At 37.5% G+C, this 21,754-nt stretch carries 18 protein-coding genes; 11 read left to right on the top strand and 7 right to left on the bottom strand.

Annotated features, from left to right (window positions below; all coding sequences use genetic code 11):
* The first annotated feature begins 1 nt into the window (after nucleotide 1).
* From FPZ43_RS14115 to FPZ43_RS14085, 7 genes are all read left to right on the top strand, one after another.
* Nucleotides 2-1,399 (top strand): UDP-glucose 6-dehydrogenase, encoded by a 1,398-nt coding sequence (locus FPZ43_RS14115; RefSeq protein WP_146382563.1) that lies wholly within the window; start codon nucleotides 2-4, stop codon nucleotides 1,397-1,399.
* 34 nt (nucleotides 1,400-1,433) lie between these two features.
* Nucleotides 1,434-2,738, top strand: coding sequence for a lipid II flippase MurJ (locus tag FPZ43_RS14110; protein ID WP_146382562.1), 1,305 nt, complete (start codon nucleotides 1,434-1,436; stop codon nucleotides 2,736-2,738).
* 119 nt (nucleotides 2,739-2,857) lie between these two features.
* Nucleotides 2,858-3,403 carry an acyltransferase gene (locus FPZ43_RS14105; protein ID WP_186461844.1) on the top strand — a complete coding sequence of 182 codons (546 nt, stop codon included), beginning with the start codon at nucleotides 2,858-2,860 and terminating at the stop codon, nucleotides 3,401-3,403.
* Nucleotides 3,396-4,601, top strand: a complete 1,206-nt coding sequence (locus FPZ43_RS14100; protein WP_146382561.1) for a VpsF family polysaccharide biosynthesis protein — start codon at nucleotides 3,396-3,398, stop codon at nucleotides 4,599-4,601. Before FPZ43_RS14105 ends, FPZ43_RS14100 begins: the two co-directional genes overlap by 8 nt.
* A 13-nt stretch (nucleotides 4,602-4,614) precedes the next feature.
* Nucleotides 4,615-5,688: a glycosyltransferase gene (locus FPZ43_RS14095; RefSeq protein ID WP_146382560.1), complete on the top strand. Its 1,074-nt coding sequence runs from the start codon at nucleotides 4,615-4,617 to the stop codon at nucleotides 5,686-5,688.
* Nucleotides 5,689-5,734: 46 nt separating this feature from the next.
* Nucleotides 5,735-6,799: a glycosyltransferase family 4 protein gene (locus FPZ43_RS14090; RefSeq protein WP_146382559.1), complete on the top strand. Its 1,065-nt coding sequence runs from the start codon at nucleotides 5,735-5,737 to the stop codon at nucleotides 6,797-6,799.
* A 44-nt stretch (nucleotides 6,800-6,843) separates the two neighbouring features.
* Entirely contained in the window at nucleotides 6,844-8,874 is a 2,031-nt protein-coding gene (locus FPZ43_RS14085) for a right-handed parallel beta-helix repeat-containing protein (RefSeq protein ID WP_146382558.1), read from the top strand.
* A 31-nt stretch (nucleotides 8,875-8,905) separates the two neighbouring features.
* Here FPZ43_RS14085 and FPZ43_RS14080 read toward each other — a convergent pair whose 3' ends face one another.
* A complete protein-coding gene (locus tag FPZ43_RS14080; protein WP_222430979.1) occupies nucleotides 8,906-9,634 on the bottom strand; it encodes a WecB/TagA/CpsF family glycosyltransferase in 729 nt (242 codons plus the stop codon).
* 234 nt (nucleotides 9,635-9,868) lie between these two features.
* On the opposite strand from FPZ43_RS14080, the gene gmd reads away from it, so the two are divergent.
* The 3 genes from gmd to FPZ43_RS14065 all read left to right on the top strand — a co-directional run bounded on the left by gmd (nucleotide 9,869) and on the right by FPZ43_RS14065 (nucleotide 13,790).
* A complete protein-coding gene (gene gmd / locus FPZ43_RS14075) occupies nucleotides 9,869-10,990 on the top strand; it encodes a GDP-mannose 4,6-dehydratase (RefSeq protein ID WP_146382557.1) in 1,122 nt (373 codons plus the stop codon).
* Nucleotides 10,991-10,997: 7 nt separating this feature from the next.
* Nucleotides 10,998-11,942 carry a GDP-L-fucose synthase gene (fcl, locus tag FPZ43_RS14070; RefSeq protein WP_146382556.1) on the top strand — a complete coding sequence of 315 codons (945 nt, stop codon included), beginning with the start codon at nucleotides 10,998-11,000 and terminating at the stop codon, nucleotides 11,940-11,942.
* Nucleotides 11,943-12,392: 450 nt separating this feature from the next.
* Complete coding sequence (locus FPZ43_RS14065) at nucleotides 12,393-13,790, top strand: undecaprenyl-phosphate glucose phosphotransferase (RefSeq protein ID WP_146382555.1); 1,398 nt, start codon at nucleotides 12,393-12,395, stop codon at nucleotides 13,788-13,790.
* Nucleotides 13,791-13,912: 122 nt separating this feature from the next.
* Here the strand turns inward: FPZ43_RS14065 and FPZ43_RS14060 are convergent, their stop codons facing one another.
* Genes FPZ43_RS14060 through FPZ43_RS14040 form a run of 5 tightly spaced genes read right to left on the bottom strand, consistent with a single transcriptional unit; the run spans nucleotide 13,913 to nucleotide 19,002 of the window.
* Nucleotides 13,913-14,947, bottom strand: coding sequence for an acyltransferase family protein (locus tag FPZ43_RS14060; RefSeq protein ID WP_186461843.1), 1,035 nt, complete (start codon nucleotides 14,945-14,947; stop codon nucleotides 13,913-13,915).
* A 16-nt stretch (nucleotides 14,948-14,963) separates the two neighbouring features.
* Nucleotides 14,964-16,148 carry a glycosyltransferase family 4 protein gene (locus FPZ43_RS14055; RefSeq protein WP_146382553.1) on the bottom strand — a complete coding sequence of 395 codons (1,185 nt, stop codon included), beginning with the start codon at nucleotides 16,146-16,148 and terminating at the stop codon, nucleotides 14,964-14,966.
* Between the two features lie 6 nt (nucleotides 16,149-16,154).
* Nucleotides 16,155-17,018 carry a glycosyltransferase family 2 protein gene (locus tag FPZ43_RS14050; protein WP_186461842.1) on the bottom strand — a complete coding sequence of 288 codons (864 nt, stop codon included), beginning with the start codon at nucleotides 17,016-17,018 and terminating at the stop codon, nucleotides 16,155-16,157.
* Between the two features lie 18 nt (nucleotides 17,019-17,036).
* Nucleotides 17,037-18,299, bottom strand: coding sequence for a hypothetical protein (locus FPZ43_RS14045; RefSeq protein ID WP_146382551.1), 1,263 nt, complete (start codon nucleotides 18,297-18,299; stop codon nucleotides 17,037-17,039).
* Nucleotides 18,300-18,324: 25 nt separating this feature from the next.
* Complete coding sequence (locus FPZ43_RS14040; protein WP_146382550.1) at nucleotides 18,325-19,002, bottom strand: CatB-related O-acetyltransferase; 678 nt, start codon at nucleotides 19,000-19,002, stop codon at nucleotides 18,325-18,327.
* A gap of 193 nt (nucleotides 19,003-19,195) precedes the next feature.
* Here FPZ43_RS14040 and FPZ43_RS14035 point away from each other — a divergent pair, with 193 nt between their 5' ends.
* Nucleotides 19,196-20,308, top strand: coding sequence for an endonuclease/exonuclease/phosphatase family protein (locus FPZ43_RS14035; RefSeq protein WP_146382549.1), 1,113 nt, complete (start codon nucleotides 19,196-19,198; stop codon nucleotides 20,306-20,308).
* A gap of 36 nt (nucleotides 20,309-20,344) precedes the next feature.
* Here the strand turns inward: FPZ43_RS14035 and FPZ43_RS14030 are convergent, their stop codons facing one another.
* Nucleotides 20,345-21,604 (bottom strand): WcaI family glycosyltransferase, encoded by a 1,260-nt coding sequence (locus FPZ43_RS14030; RefSeq protein ID WP_146382548.1) that lies wholly within the window; start codon nucleotides 21,602-21,604, stop codon nucleotides 20,345-20,347.
* Nucleotides 21,605-21,754 lie beyond the last annotated feature (150 nt).

Here is a 21,754-nt window from a genome sequence, read left to right as displayed (position 1 = left end):
AATGTCAAAACCTATAACCAAAATCTGCTGCATAGGCGCAGGATACGTTGGCGGACCTACAATGGCCGTAATTGCACAAAAATGTCCGCATATACAGGTCACGGTTGTTGACCTTAACCAAGCCCGTATTAGTGCCTGGAATGATCCCGACACAAATAATATCCCGGTTTATGAGCCAGGTCTGTCGGAAGTTGTTGCTGAGGCGAGAGGAAGAAATCTATTCTTTTCAACCGAAGTTGATGAAGCTATTGCAGGAGCCGAGATGATTTTCATTTCGGTAAATACGCCAACCAAAACTTACGGTTCTGGTAAAGGCATGGCGGCCGATTTGAAATACATCGAGCTTTGTGCACGCCAGATTGCAAGAGTATCTAAAACAGATAAAATAATTGTTGAGAAATCCACACTACCGGTACGTACCGCCGAGGCTGTAAAAAGCATTTTGCAAAATACAGGCAATGGGGTTCAGTTTCAGATCCTGTCAAATCCGGAATTTTTGGCTGAAGGAACTGCTGTAGAAGATTTACATGCTCCAGATCGTATTTTAATTGGTGGCGACACTACAGAAGAAGGCCAGCAAGCAATTGCAGCACTTGTAGAGGTATATGCCAATTGGGTTCCTACAGACCGCATTCTAACTACCAACCTATGGTCGTCCGAGTTATCAAAACTTACTGCTAATGCATTTTTAGCCCAGCGTGTATCATCGATCAACGCTCTGTCAGAGCTTTGTGAGCGCACAGGTGCCGATGTATCTGAAGTAGCCCGGTCTATCGGTACCGATAGCCGCATTGGCCCTAAGTTTTTGAACGCTTCTGTTGGTTTCGGCGGATCATGTTTTCAAAAAGACATCTTGAACCTGGTTTACATAGCCCGCTCTTACGGCTTGCAACAGGTTGCCGATTACTGGGAACAGGTAATCATTATGAACGATCACCAGAAAAGGCGCTTTGCTACCAATATAGTACGCACGTTATACAATACGGTATCAGGTAAAAAAATTGCGTTTTTGGGATGGGCCTTTAAAAAGGACACCAACGATACCCGCGAATCTGCCGCTATATATGTAGCAGATGATTTGCTTAACGAGCAGGCCAACATTACCGTTTATGACCCTAAAGTGGGCGAAGCGCAGATACAGTATGATCTTAACTATCTTGCCACCCGCAGCGCCGAGCAAAACAAGGAACTTGTAACCGTGATAACTGACCCTTACGAGACTTGTAAAGATGCACATGCCATAGCGATCATGACAGAGTGGGATGAATTTAAAACCTACGACTGGCAACGCATTTACGACAACATGATTAAACCGGCATTTTTATTTGACGGCCGCAACGTTGTTGATAAGAAAAAGCTGACCGACATTGGCTTTAAAGTTTACACAATAGGAAAATGAAGCAAAAGTCCCCAGTCTTAAGGACAGGTCATTGATGAAAGGTATTCTGCCGAATTTATTGGGAAATAAGTTTTTAGCACGTGCTATAAAGTTATCGAGCGTTTCAATTGTTTCTAATTTTCTTGGTTTCTTAATTCCAATCTATATTGCTTATAGGTATTCCATTTCAAAGGAGACAGATGACTTCTTTCTAAGCTACAGCATTATACTGTTTGTTGGAAACATGTTTGCGGGGTCGGTTAGAACAGTGATTATCCCATTTCTGAAGGAACGAATAAGCGATAGTTTTCTTTACAGTAAATTTATATCTACGGTATTCATTTACTTCACAAAGCTTTTGCTTATTCTTTGTGTTGCATTATTCGTAACATCATTAGCTTTATTCGTCTGGACTGATAAACAGCTTTATTGGTTCTTGTTCTTGAGTGTACCCATAGTTTATTTTTCAGTTATCAACTCCTTTTTTTATGGAGTTTTAAATTCGATTGACCAGTTCTATGTAGCCGAATTTTCTCCATTTTCACGTGCAATTATAATCTTCGTAACCATTTACTTTTTGGGGTCGCAGTTTGGAATTAGCGCAGTAATAATAGGCTATAACCTAGGTGAGTTGGGCAAATTCTTTCACTTGCTTTACATCATTCGAATAAAAAATAAGCTTACTATATCCCGAAAAAACTATGACTTTAAAGAAATATCCGTTTTTTTGAAACAGGGTTTCTTCCAAATAGCAAGTGTAACAATCGCGGCGTCATCACCATTGGTTGATAGAGTTGTTGCTGCATTCTTGGCCGTTGGAGCAGTTTCACTTATTGATTATGGTGATAAAGTATTTAGCGTATTTACCGTCCTATTGGGATCATTTTTAACTTTATTACTATCTAAGTGGTCCGGAGATGTTGTTAGCGGAAATTTTAGGTTAAAAAAACTACATAAGACTATGTTGATAGTGTTTACATTATCAATAGCCGTTTTCGTCTTTATTCTTATCTTTAAGTTTCAGATCATTTCCGTTATCTATTCGAGGGTGCCTAAATCTAAACAAGAAATTATTGCTTATATACTATTGGTAAATATGGCGGGATTCATTTTAAACTCCTTGAACCAAGTTATAAACAATGCCGTTATTGCATTAAAGTTCACACGAAACATGGTTATTACTTCAACTGTGAAATTTGTGATAAATATAATTGTGGACATTTTATTTGCTAAAATTTGGGGAGTAATTGGTATAGCCTATGCAAGCGTATTGGTACACGGAGTTGGTTTAGTGATAAATTATCTGCTATTAAAGAGTAAGATGCACTCTGCCTCGTCATTAAAAGGTCAAGCGGCGTAATCATTTTTTTAATGTTAACACACGTTATCCAGTTCTTAAAATGAGTATATATTTATATAGGTTTAGATTATCTCATTAATTTGCTAAAAGTCGAAGTCTAACAGTAAGCTAATGTAGTTATGTCAAGTATTTCAAAAAAAATAAGAAAATATTTAACCATCTTTTTAAAAGGTAACGTCTACTATCTACGATCTCTGGGAGCTCATATTGGGAAGGACTGTCGTATTTACATAAATGATTTTGGATCCGAACCCTTTTTAGTAACAGTAGGAGATAAAGTCACTATTGCTGGTGGTACAAAGATAATTACCCATAATGGCAGTACATGGCTTATTGGTGATGAGAGAGGTAGACGATATCATTATCAACGTGTAGAGATTGGAAACAATGTTTTCATAGGTATGAACGCCATCATTTTGCAGGGTGTTAAGATCGGAAATAATGTAATTGTTGGTGCCGGCGCAGTAGTAACAAAGTCAATTCAAGATGGTTTAGTAGTTGGCGGAAACCCGGCAAAGGTTATTACAACCTTTCAAAATTTTAAAGATAAATCATTGCAAAATCACATCTCAGAACAGGAAATGAATTTTGAAATAAGTTATGAGAATAATATAAATAACGTGGTTGATAGCTCTTTCAAGCCAAATATAGGTCGCAATGAATAAAATCCTTTTGTTAATATTTGCTATCTTAATTTTATTTATAGACGACAACATATTAAATATTGTTGGCTATCACCATAATGATCCCCATGCAAATATTATCTTTAAAATACATCCGCTTGCATACATTTCGGTAGTAAGCCTTTTTTGTTACATCATTTCTTTTAAGATCAAGGTTACAAGCATCGTTCAAAACTGTAAAGTTGAGCTGTCGGCAATTATATTCAGCATCCTCTTGCTTATGTATTTAATTGTGTTTAACAGATTAGCCGGTATATCTTTTCTTATAGATGCAATTGTAACACCGGCACTTGTATCAATACTTTTATTTCACACCCCACAAACTTATTTGATCAGAAATAGCAAGATCATTTATGCAGCCTTTTTTATAAATTTCGGTTTGGCCCTTGTTGAGAAATTGTTGCACAGAGCTATACTTAGCCAGGAATTTCTGTATTTTGAAGAGTTTAGATCAACCGCTCTTTACGGCCATCCGTTAAATAACGCATTAATCATGTCGGCAATTGGCATATTGTTATACATATACAATGATAAGTTATACATAAAATTATTGCTTTTATTATGCACTGTAGTGGCTGTACTTTGCTTTGGTGCCCGAGGGGCGAGCATAGGCATTATAGGCGGTGTTGGATTATCGTTTATAATAGATTCATTCTCAAAAAAATTCAGCTATACGATGAAAAGCGTATTAGGGCTGTTCTTGATTTTTTGCGTTGGCTACGCAATTGTTATAAATACCTCGCTTGGGGACAGAATTTTAAAACGCTCGTCCTTCAAAGACGATAAAAGCGCGCAGGAACGTGTGAAGACATTAAGCATGTTGGACAAGATGACTGATAGCCAACTCCAATGGGGTATGACTGAGGTTGAAACAACGGCGCTAATGAACAAGACCGGCACAAGAACTATGGAAAACTATTTTGTGGTTTGGGTAACAAAGTTTGGTGTTTATTTTTCCATAATACTCTTCATTGTTCTGCTAATATTCATGGCGAAACAAATTCGTCATTTCAATAAAGCAGCACTGTTACCGGCTCTTTTCACAATATTATTTGTTGCCTCTATCAACAATTCGTTGGCAACAAACACTCGTTTACTCTGTGTACTTTCATTATGCTGTTACTCATTAATAAAGCGTAAAGAAGTGTATGTGTTACGTGCCGATCATTCGATAAATTAACTTTGTGTATAATATGAAAATTGCGGCTTACTTATACAATTTGTCCGGAGGTGGGGCAGAAAAAATAATGCTCAATTTTCTTAATTATGTTGCCGAAAACACTGAGCATAATGTTACTTTGATATTGAGTAAAAAAGAGGGGCAGTATCTACCTATAGTTTCTGCACGTGTTAAAATATTTTCATTAAACAAATCAGGAAGTTTTTCTTCACTCCCTGCTTTACATTCTTATTTAAAAAACCATCCGCCAGACGTGTTGTATTCAACACTTACAAATGGTAATATCTTGTCAATTTTAGTAGGGCAATTACTTAATATAAAGGTAATTATTCGGGAAGCTAACACGATGAACGAGTTTTCGAAGTCGGAAAAAAAGATTGTCGATAAAGTTTCGATGAAGTTAATTCAATACCTGTACAAGTATGCTTACAAATGCATTGCTATTTCAGAGATAGTAAAAAAAGATCTGCTTAAGTTTACAAACATACCAGAGCAAAAAATAGAAGTTATCCACAACCCTATTATAGTTAATACCGATATTGAAAAAACTGATGTGGAGCTAGCAAAAGACAAGTTCCATATTTGCTTCGTTGGCAGATTGTCAGCTCAAAAAAACATTAAAACTATAGCCTTGTTGGTTGAGCATTTTGCCAAAACAAATGCGAATATTGTTTTTCATTTTTTTGGAGAGGGCGAAGAGAAATATTTATTAGAAGAGATTGTTGTAAAGTATAACTGTTCTGAAAACATAATTTTACATGGTTTCAATTTATCCTTTTATTCTTACCTGACTAATATGGATTTGTTTATCCATATTCCACTTTGGGAAGGTTTCGGCAATAGCGTTTTGGAAGCGTTTAATTCTGGCATTCCCATGATTCTTAGTAATGTAGAGAGTGGTTATGCAGAACTAATTAAAAGCGATCACTCAAATGTGCACTATGTCGAGCCAATGGCAAAGGAAAAAGTAATTGCCATAATAAATGATTACGTCACAGGAAAAAATCAAAGGTTATCCGGCAGGATTCTGATTGACAGGCCAAATGACGTGGTTTCTCAGTGCTACCTGAGTCTTGCATTAAATTAACAGTAATTGCTATACAATCGAACAACACATCTGCAAAAAATAATGTATGAGAGTATTAATTACCGGCCCAAGCTTAGATGTAAAAGATAACGTTAGTGGAATATCATCTGTCGTAAACACCATAATAAGCCATAGTCCAAATATCGACTATATACATTTTTTAATAGGAAAAAGGGACAAGGAAAAGGCCAGCCTTGGAAGAATTATTCCGGTAGTTAAATCTTATATCTCGCTAATCAAATCTTCAAAAAATAATGGTTATGATATTTTACATCTAAACCTGGCATTAAACGGAAAATCTTTACTACGGGATTACGTGGTTTTTAAAATAGCTCTACTTTTTAAAAAGCGTATATTACTGCATTTGCACGGGGGAAAATATTTGACAAAAAAGCCATCAAATCAGATTCTTTTGCAACTAATAAAGTCGGTATTATCGAAGTCTGATAAGGTGGTGGTGCTAAGTGACCATGAAAAAGAATTAATCAACTCTATCTATAATAAAAGTGGCGTAAGCGTATTACCTAATACTGTAGAGAGTTCTTTTTTAAACTCTTCAATAAAATATAATATTAATGAAGTTCAATTTTTATTCCTTGGGCGTCTCACCGAGTCTAAGGGCCTTGAATTGATTTTAAAAGCTTTCAATGAATATGTCAAATCTGGAAATAAGGCAACACTCAATATATGCGGCACTGGTCCATTAGAAGGATTGGTGATAGATAGCGCTAAAAATAATCCGAATATTAAATTTCATGGTATAGTATCAGGGATACAAAAGATTATGCACCTCGAAAGTAACCATGTTTTTTTGCTTCCATCTTTACATGGAGAGGGGTTGCCGGTAGCCCTACTCGAGAGCATGGCCATGGGTTTGGTGCCAATTGTTACGAACGATGGGTCTATGGGTCTGGCCGTTGAAAGTTTTAAAACGGGCATCATCATTCCTAAAAATGACATTCAAGCCATAACGGACCATATGAAATACTTAACAAACAATTTGGACCAACTTGAGCAAATGTCTGCTAATGCAAAAAAATATATAGCTAATAACTATAATGTTTCAACCTACATAAATAAGCTAAGCGGGCTTTACACAAATATCCTATAACATATTGGTTCTCCTTGCGTTATCATCGTATAATCAAAAGTACTATGAAGGCGTTTCATACATATGGTTTTCTTAAAAAACTACCTTACATTACAAATCTCACAGCGTCAGTAAGGGACGTTTTAACCCCGCTTCTGTTCATTTTTGTTACTATAAACGCCTCACCATTATTGGCACAAAATGGAAAGTCTTACTATGTGGATAGTAAAAATGGGAACGATGACAACAATGGGAATACCATCCAGCAAGCTTGGAAAACCCTCAACAAAGTAAATAATCAGCCATTTAAATCAGGTGATAACATATTTTTTAAGAAGGGTTGTACATTTGATGGTCAGCTTATTATAAAACAATCCGGACAGGCTGGTAAGAACGTCGTTTACAGTAGCTATGGTTCAGGTGCTAATCCTATAATAAATGGATTAGATACATTAACAGATTGGAAACCGCTTGGAAACGGCATTTGGGAAACTACTTGCTTAATTAAGGACTCAAAGTTGAATATACTTTTATTAAACAATATTGTAACCAGCATGGGGCGCTTTCCTAACTCAGATAGTAAAAACGGTGGCTATTTAACGTTTGACTCGCACGTTGGAAACAATACCATTACAGATAAAAATTTAGGTAATAATATTAATTGGACAGGAGCAGAAATTGTTGTAAGGCGTACACATTGGATACTTGAAAGAGGTAAAATTACATCTCATATTAGTAATAACTTAACGTATGAATCTAAGTCAACTATTGAATTCAAGGATAACTATGGGTACTTCATACAGAATGATGTCCGAATATTGGATAGGCTGGGGGAATGGTTTTACGATAGCGAAGGTAAAAAGTTGATAATGTTTTTTGGAAATAACGAACCAAGCAAATATGTGGTTTGCGTGCCCAAATACAACACTTTGGTGGACATATCAGCTTCAGCTATCATGTTGAAGGGTATAACTCTACAAGGCTCTAACTGTGCAACAATTAGTTTAGCCAAGTGTGCAGGCGTAACCATATCACAAAATAATTTAAAATTTTCTGGTAAATACGGCATCCAGATAGCCGGAGCCAATATTACAATTGCTGGCAATGTGATTGAAAAGTCCAATGATATCGGTATTAAAGGCACCTTTATGCCTTCAGGCAAAGTTACCAATAACATTATTGATAAAACGGGTTTATTACCAGGGCAAGGATTTGATTATACTGGCATAGACTTGTATGGAGATGATTTAACTGTATCTAACAATACGATCACAAATTCCGGTTATGACGGAATCAAGCTTGATGGAAACAATGCAACCATAAAAAACAATGTTATTAGGGGCTTTACGTCCGTGATAGATGATGGTGGCGGAATATACTTGCCTGGTAAGTTATTCAAGAACCGCAATGTACTGTATAACATCATATCTGATGGAATTGGAGCTCCTGATGGTACCACAAAAGTTGGCAACAGCCCATCTGAAGGCATTTATGCTGACGACAGCACATCGTACATTAATATAATTGGTAACACCATCTCAAACGTTGCAGGGCATGGCATCAAAATACATAATGCCCATGATATAGTTATCAAAGGCAACACACTCTATAACAATAAAACGCAACTTATTTTGGACCATGACAAGAATCCTAACGGAGGCTTAGTCCGAAATATAACAGTCACAAAAAATACCTTTGTTCCCGGGCCAGCTACTCAAAATACCCTAACCTTAGCAAGCCCTACCGATGATGTTAAAGATTACGGAAATATTGACAGTAATTACTATGTTAATACAACCGGCAACAGCCCGATCACAGTCAAAACAAGCCTGGGACAATTAAGAGATGCACAATTAGCAACATCTATAACCAGCACTATATTTGATAAAAATTCGAAGAATTTTGCGCTGTTATCACCTTCAGGCAATAATTTAAAGGCTGCCCCGGCAAACAATGTGCTTATCAAAACCAACAAAACAAGTAAACCACAAACGATAATCCTTGGAAATGGCACCTTTGTTGATCTCAACGGAAAGCAGTACATCAAGTCCGTAAACTTAGCACCTTTTACCAGTTTAATATTGCTTAAAAAATAACTGCAAATTATATAGGCTTGTTAATTGATGCCTATCGCTTCAATTTTGATTTTACGATTTCTCCAACAAATACTGGCCCATAAAGCAAGTATCTCCGCCACATGCGCTTGGGTTCGTTAAATAGCCGTATAAACCACTCCAACCCTATTTTTACCCAGAATTGGTTTGGTCGACTCACGGTACCTGCGTAGAAGTCGAAGACTGCGCCAATTGAGCAAATTACTTTTGCATCAAGCCTTTTCTTGTTTGCATGGACCCATTTTTCCTGTTTGGGTGCCGTCATGCCAACAAACAAAACGTCAGGTTTAAATGCATTTACCCGTCTTACCATTTCGTCATTGTCTTCAGTGCTAAAAGCTGGCTTAAATGGTGGCGAATACGATCCGAAATTTACGTTTGGGTAATCTCCAGACAAACGATTTTTAATCTTATTCAGGGTTTCGCTAGACGCCCCCAGATAAAAACAACTTCCATTTTCTGCGTTAAGTTTCTCAAGTAAAAACCGGTGTAAATCTGCACCGGCTATTTTGTTAATTTTTTCACCTTTTAAAACTTGAGCTGCGGCTACAATGCCAACACCATCGGGTAATAAAATATCTGATGACATAAGTGCTTCCTTAAACTCAGGATCGCGTTCAGCTATAACATATGAAAATTGATTTATCGTATTAATAGCATACTTATGCTTCAAATCAATTTGGTCAAGTCGAGAAACAAATACCGGATAGCCAAATATCTCTAAAGTTTGTATATTCATCATCTAACGGAAACTATCCTACTTTGCTTATCCAGGATTTAGCTACAAATAGGAGACACTTATTACAAGTCTGCACAACCACGCAGAATATTAATTTATGATTCAAATATATGAAACTAAATATAAAAAATTGTAATTATCACAAAATCACTCCAATATTTTTTTGTAATTTTAATTATTATTAAATCAAACTTATTACTTTTACAAAATATCGTCTAAAACTTATTACATCATATCATGGCAGAAAAAAAAAGAGCTTTAGTAACAGGTATAACAGGACAAGATGGTGCATATCTTGCTGATTTATTACTGTCGAAAGGCTACGAGGTACATGGCATAAAACGCAGAAGCTCGTTATTTAACACTGACCGAATTGACCACCTTTATCATGATCCGCATGAAGAAGATCAACGTTTTGTGTTGCACTATGGTGACCTTTCTGATTCAACTAATCTTATCCGTATAATACAGCAGGTACAACCCGACGAGATATACAATCTCGGAGCAATGAGCCACGTAAAAGTAAGCTTTGATACCCCTGAATATACAGCTAATGCCGATGGTATAGGTACTTTACGTTTGTTGGAAGCTATACGCATTTTGGATCTTACCAAGAAAACTAAGATTTATCAAGCTTCTACATCTGAGTTGTATGGCTTAGTGCAGGCTGTTCCTCAGTCGGAAACTACTCCATTTTACCCAAGATCGCCGTATGCCGTTGCAAAACTTTACGCTTACTGGATTACCGTAAATTATCGTGAAGCTTATGGTATGTATGCATGTAACGGTATTTTGTTTAACCATGAAAGCCCTCTGCGTGGAGAGACTTTTGTTACCCGTAAAATAACCCGGGCAGTTGCCAAAATAGCGCTTAATATTCAGGATAAACTTTACTTGGGTAACCTTGATGCACGTCGCGATTGGGGGCATGCCAAGGACTACGTTGAAGCAATGTACTTGATTTTACAGCAGGAACAACCTGAGGATTTTGTAATTGCTACCGGTATCACAACTACGGTTCGCGACTTTATTAAACTTGCTTTTGCTGAAGTAGGCATTGAAGTTGATTTTAAAGGCGAAGGTGTAGATGAAAAAGGTTATGTGGTGAGCTGCTCTAATCCAGACTACCAGGTTACTATCGGCAGCGAAGTAGTTGCTGTTGATCCTAAATACTTCCGCCCTACTGAGGTTGAATTATTAATTGGCGACCCCAGCAAATCAAAAGACAAATTAGGCTGGGTCCCTAAATATGATCTTCAGGGGCTTGTAAAGGAAATGGTAGCAGCTGATGTCGATCTGTTCCGCCGCGAGAAATTGTTAAAAGATTCAGGATACGCCATCAAAAATCAATTTGAATAATTTATAGATGGAAAAAAATGCTAAAATATACATAGCCGGCCATCGCGGTATGGTAGGCTCTGCTATTCATCGCAAATTAGTTAAAGAAGGATTTACAAATATTATAACGCGCACATCTGCCGAATTAGATTTGCGCGACCAACAAGCTGTCACAAGCTTTTTTGAAGAAAATAAACCTGATTACGTTTTTTTGGCTGCAGCTAAAGTAGGTGGAATTGTAGCGAACAACACCTATCGCGGCGAGTTTTTATATGAAAACTTACAGATTCAAAATAACGTAGTCCACTCCTCACACGCTACAGGCGTTAAAAAATTAATGTTTTTGGGTTCGAGTTGTATTTATCCAAAAATGGCACCTCAGCCACTAAAGGAAGAATATTTGCTTACAGGCCCGCTTGAGCCTACCAACGAGCCCTACGCTATTGCAAAAATTGCCGGTATTAAATTATGTGATGCTTATCGCATGCAATATGGCTGTAACTATATATCGGTTATGCCAACCAATTTGTATGGGTACAACGACAATTATCATCCGCAAAACTCTCATGTGTTGCCTGCTTTAATCCGTCGCTTTCATGAAGCTAAAGAAGGCAATGCCGAGAGTGTTACTATTTGGGGAACCGGTACGCCACGTCGTGAGTTTTTATTCGCGGACGACCTTGCAGATGCCTGCTATTATCTGATGCAGGAGTATGATGAAGAAGGACTTATAAACATTGGCACAGGAGAAGATATCAGCATCAGAGATCTGGCCTACCTGATAAAAGATATTACAGGCTATACCGGCAAGATTGACTTTGACGAATCAAAGCCCGATGGTACACCGCGTAAGCTGATGGATGTTAGCAAACTTGCAAGCCGTGGTTGGAAATATAAAGTTGAGCTAGCAGAGGGTATCAAGCTGGCCTACGCTGATTTTTTAGATAAACAGTCAGCTACTACCGTACAATAACTGCTTAAATAGCAATTTGTTACTATTTAATGCAAGCTCAAGTATAATTGGATAGTTAATTAATATCGTCACTATTATCTAATAGGAGGCATAGCAACGATATTTAAGTTAAATCGAAAGAAAAAGACGCAGAGCTGAGGCAGTCCCTATAAGCTAATAGCCACGCTTCAAGAGTTCCGGTAAATACATACCTATGGAGATGACACTCAATAAACTTGTAAGCATTGGTTTAGTTAATTAATTGAAAGCTTGATTGTATTTGAAGTGTTAAGTTGCCTGAAGCACGCTTAGTTCCTTATCACTTTACCTGCAATGTGTTGCAATCAATATTGTTAGATGTTTTTTTACAGGTCTTGAAGCATTAAGAGGTTATTCCAATTACGCAGACATACAAGTAAAACAGTGATCAAATACATTAAGCCTTAATTGTAATTACAGCAACCTTCAACTATGTTAAACCGTTACGCAACATTTATAAAATCAATCAACTTAACTGTTGACTATATGATTTTAAATTTGAGTATGGTTATTGCTTATTATATTGTTGATAAGGATTTAATACTTTGGTTCACCAATAAGAGCTATCTCCCAATCGTACTTGTGTTTAACCTTACTTGGTTATTGTCAGCAAATATTACCAGGCTGTATGACAAAGTTCTCAATAAAGATTCCGTAGATATTTATAGGGATGTAATAAAAACCTATCTCCTGTTCCTTAGCCTAATCTGCTCTGTAGCAATTGTTATAGGCGTAAAAGCGTATTTTATTACTCGTGGATACCTTATCTACTCATCTGCAATATTTGGCGTACTGCTTTTTTTATGGAAGCTTGTTTTTTTAACGATCCGTAAACGCAGCCGATCGATATTGTATGATACGCGCCGGGCAGTAATTGTAGGCAGCGGCCGCATAAGTAATGATTTGCAAAAGTTTTTACATCGCAATCCCGATCGTGGCTATCAGTTAGTTGGCTATTTTGATGACAATTTGCCAAATGATAGCAGCAAAACGTATCTTGGTAATATAAATGATTGCATTGATTATGTACTTGCAAACAGTGTAGATGAGATTTTTTGTACGTTGCCTGTAGCCGAAAGCGAAAAAATAAGCCAATTGCTGATAGATGCCGACAAAAATCTGATCCGATTTAAAATTGTGCCTGAGTACTTTGATTACGGATCAAAACCGCTTGTAATACAAAGCTTTGGCCATATACCTATTATATCGGTAAGGTCGGAACCTTTGGAAAATATGCTTAACAGGTTTTTAAAGCGTGTTTTTGATATTGGTTTCTCACTTTTTGTAATCATCTTCTTGTTCAGTTGGCTGTATCCAATTTTAGCCGTACTTATTAAGATGGAATCAAAAGGGCCGGTATTGTTTAAACAACTACGCTCCGGACGTGATAATAACCCTTTTTGGTGCTACAAGTTTAGGAGCATGAAAGTAAACAAAGATAGCGACACCTTACAAGCCACCCGTAACGATAGCCGAATTACCAAGTTGGGCTCATTTATGCGGCGTACAAGTATTGATGAATTACCGCAATTTTTTAATGTACTGATGGGCAATATGTCCATAGTTGGCCCACGTCCTCACATGCTTAGCCACACCGAGCAATATGGTAAACTGATTGACAAATTTATGATACGCCACTTTTTAAAACCAGGTATTACCGGCTATGCTCAAATTAAGGGCTTACGTGGTGAAACCAGGACAACAGAGGCTATGCAACAGCGCGTAGAGGCAGATGTTTGGTACCTCGAAAATTGGTCATTTTTGTTAGATATGAAAATTATATTCCTAACGATTTGGAATAGCGTACGCGGCGAAGAAAATGCTTTTTAAGAAACTCTCTTTAACTTCTACACGCTATATCTAGCTGAATTGATATATGGTTAATCATTCTAATAGATTAACTGTCTTGTACAACTTATGCTCAGCCCTTGTTTTAAAATCCCTTAATGCCGCTAATCTTTTGGCAGCGTATGTATGGTTTTTGATTTTCTACGCAAAAATGGTTTTTCAACACCTATCCAAGACAGATAGGCTAATAAATAGCTTGCAGCAACTAATATTAAAAGATTTAGGTTATTGGCCAGTTTTAATTGCACGGCAACTGTTAATATGAGGCCGTGATAAATATAAATGCCGTAAGAGATATCATTTGATCGAAGCAATTTTTTTGATAAAGTAGGAGCAGTGTATGCTAACGCCAAAATCGTGAACGCGAGGATAATGTTTTTGATAAGCGTATAAGTAACAGGCTCAATGACCCCTGACAGCGAGAGACTGAAAGCAATATAACCGATTAACCAGTAAACGGCTCTACTATAAATAACCGGCGATTTGTACAGTTGCAGACGTTGCATTAACACACCTAGCAAAAAAAGGTAAAAGTGAGGTATAAAAGTATAGCTTATGAGTTTTGATAACCTTTCATTTATTGGCACTACTTGCGTAACAATGTTGGCAACCACAAATACAAGCAACGCGCAATACAAATAAACATTAAAACGCTGTTTCTTGAACAAAAAATAGCACAAAGGCAATAATGCGTAAAATTGTAACTCAATAGGTATGGTCCATAAGCTACCGTTGTATGATCCAAAACCGTAATCTTTTAAAAACGATGGGGTATAGATAAGGCCTAAAAATTGGGCCGGAAGCCAGGCTAACACTTGTTTATTGAACATCCTGACACCAGTAATATGTATCACAATAGCCGAGACAATTATACAAACCCATAAGCCAGGGTAAATACGTAACAGCCTGTTGCGTACGTAAACCTTAATATTGTTATTACGTTCGTAAGATGCTGAAATAAGATATCCGCTAATGATAAAAAATACGGGCACCCCCGGAAATAGGTATAACAGATCGATACCAAACCGGCTTATAGGTAATTTAAGATGTTGAAAGTAATGATCTACAATTACCTGTGTTGCGGCAATTAATCTAAGCAGATCAAAATTATTTACCTTAAACTCTTTAGAATGCATCATATTATTTAGCAGGCAGTCAAAGCTTATCCCACCCGGCCGTATTGTAACGCCCATGCCACCGTCTTATCAATGCCGAGGCAACTACACCAGGCTTTTTAAATTTGGATGTCTCGAGCTGCTTTAGTGCCTTTAACAAGTTAGCTCCCATGTGATGGTAACTCATACTATCAATAATACCTACAGACCGCTCGCTCATTAGGCCCTTTTCGTTATCCGGCAGATTGATAAATTTAATTATCGCCTTTGTAATACTCTGAATATCGTAGGGATTGAACGCGTAACCGTTTTCACCTTCTTGCAATAGATCTGTAGCTGCGTTTATATGGGTGCTTAGCAAAACCGGCAAGCCGGCAGCCATAGCCTCGTTTACCACCAGCCCCCAGGTTTCAGACAGGCTGGGCAACACAAAAGCATTGGCGTTGTGCAGGTGAGTTGCTAAGTTTTCGTTATCAACCGTATTGGTAAAAACCACAGAGGATAAGTTAAGGTTCGCCTTAAGCCTTCTTAGCTTGCCCTCTTCCAAACCGTTACCAATAATTTTTAGTTTGTAATCACTAACATTTTGGACCTCCTGCCATGCGCGTAATAAGCTTTCAATATTTTTGATAGGCACCAACCTTGCTACACACACTATTTGTTTACTGGCCGATGGTTGAGGATTTTGTGGTTTAAAAAGGTCGTTATCAATACAGTTAAAACCATAAAATACCACAGTGTCATCATTTCTAAACTTTTCATGATACTCATCATAACTCGGCGATGGAAGCCAAAAAGCATCAGCCTGAGATGTGATAATATTTTTAATGGTTTGTACCAGCCAACTACGCTTAACCTGCTCAGGCTTGGCATCATCAAACATTACAAATTTACGACCGTTTGCCTTTGCCCAAGCTAAGCCCAAAGCGCCGGCATAAAAGGCTATGGATGGCCCAATCACTAAATCGGGCTTAAGAACGTCCAACTGCTTAAATAACTCGCTTTTTATGGTACGGCCGTCAAGATCTGCGGAACTATTATCAGGAAAAAGGCATCTCCACCATTCTCTCGAATTATCCACCGTATCAAACTCATATGGTGAACCGCTTCCAAATAATTCAATCGCGTCTAACGCAATGTTATTACTCGCCAAAAAACTATGCAGATAAACCAACCGGCCCTTCCAGTATACCCTAAAATCATTATTTAAGATGACAATCTTCAATGTAACCTATCCCCTTTGTTTAAATCTATCCCAAATAACAGGGAATAATGTTTTTAGCCATAATTTGAAAACTGCACCTGCATAACTTGCCGGAAAGTGTTTTTTAATATAGTACAAATATTCGTGGTAAGCTAATCCCTTTACGTTATATAAATACTTTATACGATCTTTTATCGAATAAGATGCAGACAACCAACTATTACCATGGTCGTCTTCACAATATCCATAATAGCCGGGCGCTACAAATACACCAAGCCCGGCAGTGTATGCGTTCATACTGTAATCAAAATCAGCCAGGTAATGGGTGTATTTATCGCTCAATATCCCTATTTTTTCCACTGCTGAAGCATCAACTAATAACACGTTGCCATTAACTAAATGGCAAGGCAATGGCTCTTTATCATCAGGTGTAATCAAATTATAGGCAGCATGTCCTTTTTTATTGAGCGTATGCCCCCCATACGTTAGTTTGCCGGTAACCCTACTGCGCGTTGATCCAACTATAACCGAACCAGCATTTTTAACAACATCGTAACAACTTATTATTCGCTGCACGGCGTCTTCAACTAGCTCCACGTCGTCATTAAAAAGCAAAAACAGGTCATACTGCCCCTGGGATCTTGCGTGGTCCCAAACTGTTCGCATACCTCCTGCCCAAAACAACTTACCGGTACCGGTAATAACCTTTACATTTGGATAACTGCCGGCTACAGCAGTAGCTGTACCATCTGAAGATGCATCGTCAAGTAAATAGATGTCTATATCCGATACATCAAAATTCCTTTGCGAAAAAAGGCTTGCCAAAAAAGCAAGTGTCTTCTCCCTGCGGTTATATGATGCCAATAAAACAGCTATTCTATACTTACCCAAAACTTGCGCTTCTATATATCAATATCCCATATCTTGCAGCGTGCGCCTTCGTTGTTGAATTTTAACAAGAGGCACTTGTTCTCTCGAGAAAAACATGAATATTAAAATGAATGGTAACGCAAGTATTGGTTCGCCAAAACTGGTTATCAACAATATGCCTAAACAATAAGCAACATTTTCGTTTTTTGATACAAATGTTTTGCAGAATCTTCCATATCTAAAAGCAAGATAAAGGAAACCCAGCACGCCAAACTTTGCAAAAAAGTCGAAAACGCCATTGGATATATTTACGGTATAACTCTTATTTAAGATTTCGTTATACTTATTACTTACACCCATAATTAACTTATTTCCGAAACTATCCATGATATGCCACATGCTTGAGAAACGGTTTAACGGAATTTGCATGCGGTTATGCCTGTAATACTTTTCTAAAACGCGCAAATGGTTCAGGTCCCGCATGTCTTCGCTGTACGTTTCAATGATTTTGTCTCCCAAAAATGGTATAAAAATAACGAGCAGTATACACACCGGTATCATGATAAGAACCCACAGATTAATTTTAGGAACACGATACCTGTAAGCAAGGAACAGTAATACCAGCAATCCAAGATAATTTGTTGTAGAGAACGTTGAGATATTGCCAATTATCAGGATGATTGCAGTCCCGTCAAATTTAAAGCGATTTAAGAAAAAGTGAAACATCAACGTTATCACTAAAAAACAACCAAAGGATCCCGGCTCCCAAACAAAGCCCGAGTTGCTAAAATCGTGAAAGCCTTGCGTAAAAGTAAAAAATAGCACATTGGTATAGCCCGGTATTTCGTTGCCTGTTGGAAAGTTAATAGCCGAAAACGTTCGATACATTGTTTCATGCGAGAGCAGCTGCAGCGCATAAAACACGAATGATATTACCGTTAAATGGGTTGTAACCTTTACTATATAAGCTATAGCACGCTCCTTTAAAACGGTGGCAACCACAAACGCCAGGAAAACATACTTGCATAAAAAGATCATGTCGCTGCCCAAATAATCGGGAGCCAGATCATTTATTAAAAAAAACCTAAACAGTACATAAAATGAATAACACAGCGTAAAAATGAAGATGTGCTGCATATCTTCTTTATTGAATTGCTTTCTTGAAACGCCAACAATAATCATCAGCGCCATGATCACGAACCAGCCTATTGTACTCGACGACAAGAAATTGGCATTAGCCGTAAGCATCAAAAAAAAGAAAGTAATAATGTAATCTAAGTCGATTTTTTTAGCAAAGGTCATTATTGGCTTTATCTATCTCTGTTATTTATTGGGCTGGTGTATTACTATCTATAAAAGCCTGCACAGTAGCGAAGCTATCAACCTTAGCTTTTAATTTCTCAATATCCCAAAACCACCATTTTATATTAAGTAATGTTTCGATTTGTTGGGGGGTAAATCTGGTTCTGATTACTTTTGCAGGAACCCCACCAACGATTGTGTAAGGTGCAACATCATTATTAACAATAGCGCCGGCTGCTATTACTGCGCCATCGCCAATGGTTATACCATCCATAATTATAACGTTGCTGCCTATCCAAACATCATTGCCAATATCAACAACAAATTTGGGGTTGGGGGATCTATCAACAAATATATGTTCTTTAAAGGTATTTTGCGACGCAAATGTGAAGCCTGCCTGCTTTTGGGTGGAAAAAAACGCTGGATGGGTTGACACAAATTCACTTACCGGATGTGTACCAACACCAGTCCGCACATTACTGCCGACCGAGCAAAAACGACCAATATGCGCCTTTCTGATGATGGATACTTCGGATATGTATGTTCCAAAACCAATATCTGAACTTGCAACCTCAGTATTTTTACCTATAGCATTGTAGCCCTCAAAATTATTTTTAGAATCGAGCACTACGCCACTAAACAGCTTAACCTGTTTTTTACGGTAAGTAAATCTATAATAAAGTAATTTAAGCCAGGACTTCATGAGTTACGGTTACCGTAAAGATATTTATTACATATTTATATCCATCAAATTATTTGTTCAGTAATGAGCGTCAACAGTTAATTCCGCTACACAAAGGTATTTTGCAATAGTTACCAACCACATCAATTTAATATTTCAGCTTATATTTTAAAAGCGGCTTACAACTGTTATTTTTAACCATTAATAATTAGCAATGCCGTCATCTAAAAACCCCGCTCGTCAAAAGCCTGGCTTATCCCTGTTTGATAAGATTATATTAGCCTGTAATATACTTGCGTCATTATTGTTATTACTAAGCTACCTTTCGCCAACTACCGATCCGAGAGATATTTGGATATTAGCGTTGCTGGGTTTAGGTTTTCCGTTTTTAGTACTTGCAAACCTGTTTTTCATCTTTTTTTGGATCTTCCGTAGGATTAAACTGGCTTTGATATCGGCTATCTCTATCTTAGTTGGGTTTAAATTTATCTTGATGAACATTACGTATCATGAGAACAATTATTCGTCTAAAAGCAAAACTGTAAATAGCTTAAGAATAATGCAGTACAATGTTCACGGTTTTGTTGGCATAGGAGCAAAAGACGGAGTAAACATAAAAGACGAAATACTGGAAACTATTGCAATCGAGCGGCCCGATATTATAACTTTTGAAGACTACGTTGTGTCAAATGCAACCAAGACAAGCTCAAACGATTCTGTTAAAGCCGCTTTAAAATTACCAAACTACTATTTTGTTAAACTATCTAAAAAAAATATAAATGCTGCAGGGAACGCTATTTTTAGCAAGTATCCAATAGTAAACTCTGGGGTTGTTGATACAACAAGCTTCAATAAACAGCGGAGTATCTTCGTAGATATTAAATACAACGATAAAAAAATACGAATTTACGCTGTTCACTTGCAATCAGTAATGTTTAAAACGCAGGAACATGCATTTCTTAAAGGGAATGTAAGCGTAAGTAAGTCTGAACAGGTGAGTGATAAATTAAAAAAGGCCTTTATATATAGAAGCTACGAGGTAGCTAAATTAAAGAGACATATTGAAAATTGCCCACACCCATACATTATTTCCGGTGACTTTAATGATACACCAATGTCATTTGCCTTTAACGAATTAATTAGCGGGATGAAAAGCACTTATCAGGAAAAAGGCTACGGACTTGGGTATACTTATTACAATGATTTTCCTAATGTACAGATAGACCATATATTAGTTAGTTCGCAAATTAATATTTTAAATTACTTTTTAAAGAAGGCCAAATTATCAGATCACTATCCTATAATAAGCGATATAGAAGTTAATTAAATATGTCCGATGAAGACATATATTAGAACGGTAATCCTATCCCAAAAAATCCCTTTCAAAATTACCCATCACCATATCAACGTTAAGATGCTTAACAGCGTAATTGCGGGCATTTTGGCGTTTTAGTTCCAAGTCTAAACCATTCTGTGCAATGTGGAGCACTTGATTAGTTAAAATATCTTGTTGTTTACGATCTTGAGGTTCAATTACATAACCGATATCATGATCTTGTGCCAGCTGGTGAAGTGATGTGCCTTGAGACGCAGAAATAATGCTTGCACCGCCTACTGCAAGTATTGTTGACAGCTTTGATGGCATTACTAAATCGGCAGCGTCAGATATCTGCAGAACAAGGTGTATATCGGCCATATTTAAAAACTCATTAAATATGGCCTTGGGCTGCACATCCATGAAGCTGATATTCGTTAATCCAAGCACCGCGGCTTGTTCCTGCAGCGATTTCATATACGGCCCAGATGAGCAGATGATAAATTTAATATTGGGCTGCTTTGCTACATCCTGCGCAGTTACTAAAATCCGCTCGAGCCTTTGTTTTACGCCTACGGCGCCAGAGTATAAAAAGACGATGTCATCCTTGCTATAACCCCATTTGGTTTTAAGATTTTCGCGGCTTGGTATGGGATAAAAGCGCTCTGTATCTACCCAATTAGGAAAGTACTTTACATCGCGATCTACCTTGGCCTTTATCTTTCGAATCATACCCTCCGATATACTGCTTACATAATCGGCGCTTTTTAATATGGAGGTTTCAACTTTAAACAGGCTGTTTAATACATGCTTTTGTGAAAAAAGCTTAAGATCGCGTGCGGCCTCAATTTGCATGTCTTGTACATGATACAGCAACTTACCCCCATTTAACTTACGCAACAAAAGGCCAAGATGCGCCAGGTGAAACGGCGGCGCTATGGTTACAATCAGGTCATATCTTCTGTTAAGTAATATCATCCCAAACACAACAAAAAATTTGGAAACCCAAAATGATAAGTCCTGCAAAGCGCGTTGCTTGCCTGTAGGGTCTTTAGGTATATATGATGGGCACCTATATATAGTTAGTTTGGTATGGTTTTCGGCATAACTTGTTACCTCTCGTTTAAACCATCGATTTTTGTAGGGCTTTTGCACCTTCCATTGGGGATAATATGGGAAGGTAGTTATAACTGTGCAGTCGTATCCACGGTTCAATAACCAACTAATCATTTCGCCATTATACTTACCTATCCCTATCGGCTCCGGCGAAAAGTTATGACTTAGTAACAGTATCTTCTTCTTACTCATTAAAGTATAGCCCCTATCGGTAGATAAATTTATTGCAGCCGACTGTATGCAATAAATCTTTTAAATATAATTGATTTATTGCATACAGCATTAGGTATCACACTCAAAGTCGTGAAAATATCCAGAAACAGGCGCTTAACAAATGTCAGT

Source organism: Mucilaginibacter pallidiroseus (assembly GCF_007846085.1).
GTDB classification, from domain to species: domain Bacteria; phylum Bacteroidota; class Bacteroidia; order Sphingobacteriales; family Sphingobacteriaceae; genus Mucilaginibacter; species Mucilaginibacter pallidiroseus.
This window is presented reverse-complemented; position numbering and strand designations above follow the sequence as displayed.

Bases quoted from the DNA above. Each gene is read 5' to 3' on its own strand.
- FPZ43_RS14115 (WP_146382563.1), top strand. From the start codon at position 2: ATGTCAAAACCTATAACCAAAATCTGCTGCATAGGCGCAGGATACGTT.
- FPZ43_RS14110 (WP_146382562.1), top strand. From the start codon at position 1,434: ATGAAAGGTATTCTGCCGAATTTATTGGGAAATAAGTTTTTAGCACGT.
- FPZ43_RS14105 (WP_186461844.1), top strand. From the start codon at position 2,858: ATGTCAAGTATTTCAAAAAAAATAAGAAAATATTTAACCATCTTTTTA.
- FPZ43_RS14100 (WP_146382561.1), top strand. From the start codon at position 3,396: ATGAATAAAATCCTTTTGTTAATATTTGCTATCTTAATTTTATTTATA.
- FPZ43_RS14095 (WP_146382560.1), top strand. From the start codon at position 4,615: ATGAAAATTGCGGCTTACTTATACAATTTGTCCGGAGGTGGGGCAGAA.
- FPZ43_RS14090 (WP_146382559.1), top strand. From the start codon at position 5,735: ATGAGAGTATTAATTACCGGCCCAAGCTTAGATGTAAAAGATAACGTT.
- FPZ43_RS14085 (WP_146382558.1), top strand. From the start codon at position 6,844: ATGAAGGCGTTTCATACATATGGTTTTCTTAAAAAACTACCTTACATT.
- FPZ43_RS14080 (WP_222430979.1), bottom strand. From the start codon at position 9,634: ATGATGAATATACAAACTTTAGAGATATTTGGCTATCCGGTATTTGTT.
- gmd (WP_146382557.1), top strand. From the start codon at position 9,869: ATGGCAGAAAAAAAAAGAGCTTTAGTAACAGGTATAACAGGACAAGAT.
- fcl (WP_146382556.1), top strand. From the start codon at position 10,998: ATGGAAAAAAATGCTAAAATATACATAGCCGGCCATCGCGGTATGGTA.
- FPZ43_RS14065 (WP_146382555.1), top strand. From the start codon at position 12,393: ATGTTAAACCGTTACGCAACATTTATAAAATCAATCAACTTAACTGTT.
- FPZ43_RS14060 (WP_186461843.1), bottom strand. From the start codon at position 14,947: ATGATGCATTCTAAAGAGTTTAAGGTAAATAATTTTGATCTGCTTAGA.
- FPZ43_RS14045 (WP_146382551.1), bottom strand. From the start codon at position 18,299: ATGACCTTTGCTAAAAAAATCGACTTAGATTACATTATTACTTTCTTT.
- FPZ43_RS14040 (WP_146382550.1), bottom strand. From the start codon at position 19,002: ATGAAGTCCTGGCTTAAATTACTTTATTATAGATTTACTTACCGTAAA.
- FPZ43_RS14035 (WP_146382549.1), top strand. From the start codon at position 19,196: ATGCCGTCATCTAAAAACCCCGCTCGTCAAAAGCCTGGCTTATCCCTG.
- FPZ43_RS14030 (WP_146382548.1), bottom strand. From the start codon at position 21,604: ATGAGTAAGAAGAAGATACTGTTACTAAGTCATAACTTTTCGCCGGAG.